Here is a 4,706-nt window from a genome sequence, read left to right as displayed (position 1 = left end):
CTCGACCCGCGCCGCCCGGCCACCGCGAAACTCCCGGTGGTCTACCACCCCCGCGTCGCCGGCTCGCTGCTCGGCCATTTCGCCGGCGCCATCAACGGCGCCGCCATCGCCCGCGGCACCAGCTTCCTCAAGGATGCGATGGGTCAGGCGATCTTCGCGCCCGGCATCTCCATCATCGACGATCCGCTGCGCCGCCGCGGCCTGCGCTCGCGCAGCTTCGACGGCGAGGGCCAGACCGTCTCCCGCCGCGCCCTGATCGAGGATGGCCGGCTGACCACCTGGCTGCTCGATTCCCGCAGCGCCGCCCAGCTCGGCCTCGCCACCACCGGCCACGCCGCCCGCGGCACCTCCGGCCCGCCATCCCCGGCGCCGAGCAATCTCTACATGCAGCCCGGCGCGCTCTCGCCCGAGGCGCTGATCGCCGATATCGGCCTCGGCCTCTACGTCATCGAGCTGATCGGCATGGGCGTGAACGGCATCACCGGCGATTATTCGCGCGGCGCCGCCGGCTTCATGATCCGCGACGGCCAGCTCGCCGAGCCGGTCGCCGAGGTCACCGTCGCCGGCAATCTGCGCGAGATGTTCCTCCACCTCACCCCGGCGAACGACCTCGAATTCCGCCGCGGCACCGACGCGCCGACGCTGCGGATCGAGGGCATGACGATGGCCGGAGCCTGAGCCGAGGGCCCAGGACGGCCGGAGCCTGAGCCTGCCGGTTCAGAACGGCCGGAGCCTGAGCCGAGGGCTCAAGATGGCGGGCGGCTGAGCGAGCCTCAGCCCTCCGGCGTCAGCCCCTTCAGCACCGCCGTCATTGCCCCGGCTAGTTCGGTCGGCAGCAGGATCGTCGCCCCCCGGTCCTTGTTCATCTCGTAAACCAGGTTCATCTGCCGGATCTTCAGCGCCATCGGGTTGGCGGCGTATACCTCCCCGGCATGGACGATCTGCTCGGCGATCGCCACTTCCGAACTCGCCAGCGTCACCCGCGCCTGCTTCTCCTTCTCCGCCTGCGCGTTGCGGCTCATCGCGTCGTTCAGCTCGGCCGGAATCCGCACGTCGCGGATCTCCACCGCGATCCCGCCGATCCCCCAATCCTGCGACTTCGCGGCGATCGCGGCGCGGATCTTCGCATCCATCGCCTCGCGATTGCCGAGAATCTCGCCCAACCCCATCCCGCTGATGATCTCGCGCAGCGAGGTCTGCGCCACCTGGCCGATCATCGCGCGATAATCGGTCAGTTCGGTTGCCACGCGCCGCACATCCTCCACCTTCCAGAACAGCACCGAATCCACCGCGACCGAAACGCCATCCAGCGTCAGCGTGTTCTCCGCGCTGATGATCGTGCTCTGCTTGCGGGTATCGACCAGCACATAGACCGTCTCGATAACCGGGATGATGAAGAACACGCCCGGCCCGCGAATGCCGGCGAAGCGGCCGAGCCGCAGCACCACGGCGCGCTCCCACTCGTTCGCCGTCCTGAGCGTCAGCCCGCAGACGATGCCGAGCAGCGCCACCACGGCGCCGGGAAAGGCGAGGCGCAGCGGCACGGCGATGAGAACGCCAAGGACGATCAGGATCACGGCGATGGTCGCGGCGGAACGGTTCATCCGGCGTCTCCCTGCGCCGCCCCGCCACCGCCCGGCGCGGTGGCCGTCACGCGGCCAAAACTGCTCCGCCGATCATGCGATGCGGGCGAGGGCGGCGTCCAGCCTCGCCATCTCCGCCTCGGCCGCTTCCAGCCGCTCGCGGTTCTCGGCGATCACCTCTTCCGGCGCGCGGCGGACGAAATCCTCGTTGCCGAGCTTGCCGCGCAGCTTGCCGGCCTCGGCCTCGGCCTTGGCCCGCGTCGTCGCCAGCCGCTTGCGCTCGGCGGCGAGGTCGATGATGCCGGCGAGCGGCAGCACCAGCGTCGCCTCGTCGAGAATCGCCTGCGCCGCGCCCTGCGGCATCTCGCCCTCCAGCGGGGCGAGGGTCGCCACCCGGGCGAGCCGGCCGATCTCCTCGCGCCAGCGTGCCGCCCGCGCCAGCGTCTCCGGCGCCGCGTCGCGGATCAGCAGGTCGATCCGCGTTGCCGCCGGCACGTTCATCTCGCTGCGCACGGCGCGGATTTCCGAAATCGCGCGGATCGCCCACGACACCTCGTCGCGCGCCGCCACCGCCTCGCGCACCGCCTCCGGCACCGGCCAGGCGGCGCGGATCAGCGAGCCCGGCGCGCCATAGCCGAACTCGTCCCACAGCGCCTCGGTGACGAACGGGATCACCGGATGCAGCAGCCGCAGCAGCAGGCCCAGCACATGCGCCGCCACCGCCCGCAGCTCGCGCGCGGCGTCGTCCTCGCCGGCCAGCCCCGGCTTCGCCAGCTCGAGGAACCAGTCGCAGAAATCGCCCCAGGTGAAGCGGTAGCAGGCCTGCGCATAATCGGCGAGGCGGAACCCCTCCAGCGCCTCGGTCGCCTCCAGCACGGCGCGGTTCGCCGCATCCAGAATCCAGCGCGAGAGCGGCAGCGCTGCCGTCTCCGGCCGGAACGCCGGGTCAGGCCGGCACTGGTTCATCTCGCAGAACCGTGCCGCGTTCCACAGCTTGGTCACGAAGCTGCGGTTCGCCTCCACCATGTTCGGCCCGAGCTTGATGTTCCGCCCGGCCCCGCTCTGCGCGATCACCGTATAGCGCAGCGCGTCCGCCCCGAACTGGTCGATCAGCGCCAGCGGATCGATCACGTTGCCCTTGGTCTTGCTCATCTTCTGGCCGCGCTCGTCGCGCACCAGCCCGTTGATCATGACGGTGCGGAACGGCACGTCGCCCATCGCATACATCCCCATCATGATCATCCGGGCGACCCAGAAGAAAATGATGTCGAACCCGGTCACCAGCACATCGCCCGGATAGTAGCGGTCCAGCTCCGGCGTGTTCTCCGGCCAGCCGAGGGTGGAGAACGGCCAGAGGGCGGAGGAAAACCAGGTGTCGAGCACGTCGTCGTCCTGCCGCAGCGCGACGGTATGGCCGAAATGCTCCGCCGCCTCCGCAAGGGCCGCCTCCTCGGTCTCGGCGACGAACACGGTCCCGTCCGGCGCATACCAGGCGGGAATCCGGTGCCCCCACCAGAGCTGGCGCGAGATGCACCAGGGCTCGATGTTGCGCATCCAGGCGAAATACGTGTTTTCCCACGATTTCGGCACGAACTGCACGCGCCCGTCCTCCACCGCCTCGATCGCCGGCCCCGCCAGCACTTCGGCGTTGCAGAACCACTGCTCGGTCAGCAGCGGTTCGATCACCGCGTTCGAGCGGTCGGCATGCGGCACCGCGTGCACATGCGGCTCGATCTTTTCCAGCGCGCCGATGTCTTCCAGATGCGCCACGATCCGCCGCCGCGCCTCGAACCGGTCGAGCCCGTCGAGACTGTCGAGAAATGCCGCATCCGGCGGCGCGCTCTCCGCGCGGATCTCGGCCAGGGTGATCCGCGCCTCGCGGTCCAGCACCGAGGGCATCGCCAGCCCATGCCGCTGGCCGACGCCGAAATCGTTGAAATCATGCGCCGGCGTGATCTTCACCGCGCCCGATCCCTTTTCCGGGTCGGAATGCTCGTCGGCGACGATCGGAATCCGCCGCCCGGTGATCGGCAGGATCACGGTGCGGCCGACCAGGTCGGCATAGCGCTCGTCGGTCGGGTGCACCGCCACCGCGGTATCGCCGAGCATCGTCTCCGGCCGCGTCGTCGCCACCGTGATGGTCTGCCCGGTCCCCTCGACCGGGTAGCGCAGGTGCCAGAGATTCCCCTTCACCTCGCGCATCTCGACCTCGAGGTCGGAAATCGCCGAGCGGAACACCGGGTCCCAGTTCACCAGCCGCTTGGCGCGGTAGATCAGCCCGTCATTGAACAGCCGGACGAAGATGGTCCGCACCGCCTTCGACAGGCCTTCGTCCATGGTGAAGCGCTCGCGCGACCAGTCCGGCGAGGCGCCGAGCCGGCGCAGCTGGCGAGTGATGGTGCCGCCCTGCTCGGCCTTCCAGGTCCACACCCGGTCGAGAAAGGCGTCGCGGCCGATCTCCTGGCGCGACGTTCCCTCGCGCTGGAGTTCCCGCTCCACCATCAGCTGGGTGGCGATGCCGGCATGGTCGGTACCCGGCTGCCACAGCGCGTCCCGCCCGTTCATCCGGTGATGCCGGATCAGCACGTCCTGCAGCGTCATCGTCAGCGCATGGCCGACATGCAGGCTCCCCGTCACGTTGGGCGGGGGGATCATGATGGTGAAGGGCGTCGCCGCGCGCGACGGGTCGGCGGCAAAGGCCCCCGCCTGTTCCCAGAGACCGTAGAGCCGCGACTCGAACGCGGCCGGATCGAAATTCTTGTCCAGCATGGAGCCTCTATGCGCGAAACCCGGGAGAGACGGAAGGCCGCGGCCTGATGTCCCGTATCTGAAATCCGTCGGATTTCAGATTCACGGCGGACACTGGAAAAATCAATATTTCAGCGCGCAGCCCCTGAAATTCCCCCGCGAAGTTCAGGAGCAGCGGCCTAGCGGCCCTCCTCGCCGATCAGCCGCTCGATCTCGGCGCGGACGATCCGCTCCACGAGATTGGGCAGATGGGCGTCGAGCCAGGCCTTCAGCAGCGGGCGCACTTCCGAGCGGACGACGTCCTCGATCGTGAGGTCGCCGCGGCCGAGCGAAAGTCCCCGATCCGCCGAAACCGTGCGGCGCAGCGAGTCGATA

General features: G+C 69.3%; 4 protein-coding genes. 1 reads left to right on the top strand and 3 read right to left on the bottom strand.

Features of this window, described 5'->3' with window-relative positions; all coding sequences use genetic code 11:
* The coding region (locus tag APM_RS10355; protein ID WP_007423324.1) for a metallopeptidase TldD-related protein at positions 1–678 on the top strand (678 nt) is incomplete at its 5' end.
* Positions 679–773: 95 nt separating this feature from the next.
* On the opposite strand, the gene APM_RS10350 is transcribed toward APM_RS10355, so the two are convergent.
* The 3 genes from APM_RS10350 to APM_RS10340 all read right to left on the bottom strand — a co-directional run.
* Entirely contained in the window at positions 774–1,604 is an 831-nt protein-coding gene (locus tag APM_RS10350; RefSeq protein ID WP_007423323.1) for an SPFH domain-containing protein, read from the bottom strand.
* Between the two features lie 72 nt (positions 1,605–1,676).
* On the bottom strand, positions 1,677–4,352 hold the full coding sequence (locus APM_RS10345) for a valine--tRNA ligase (protein ID WP_007423322.1): 2,676 nt from the start codon (positions 4,350–4,352) through the stop codon (positions 1,677–1,679).
* 158 nt (positions 4,353–4,510) lie between these two features.
* The coding region (locus tag APM_RS10340) for a DUF2497 domain-containing protein (protein ID WP_007423321.1) at positions 4,511–4,706 on the bottom strand (196 nt) is incomplete at its 5' end.

Origin of the sequence: Acidiphilium sp. PM (genome assembly GCF_000219295.1) — a bacterium.
Taxonomy (GTDB): domain Bacteria; phylum Pseudomonadota; class Alphaproteobacteria; order Acetobacterales; family Acetobacteraceae; genus Acidiphilium; species Acidiphilium multivorum.
This window is presented reverse-complemented; position numbering and strand designations above follow the sequence as displayed.

Coding starts and splice junctions, on each gene's coding strand:
- APM_RS10350 (WP_007423323.1), bottom strand. CDS start 1,604: ATGAACCGTTCCGCCGCGACCATCGCCGTGATCCTGATCGTCCTTGGC.
- APM_RS10345 (WP_007423322.1), bottom strand. CDS start 4,352: ATGCTGGACAAGAATTTCGATCCGGCCGCGTTCGAGTCGCGGCTCTAC.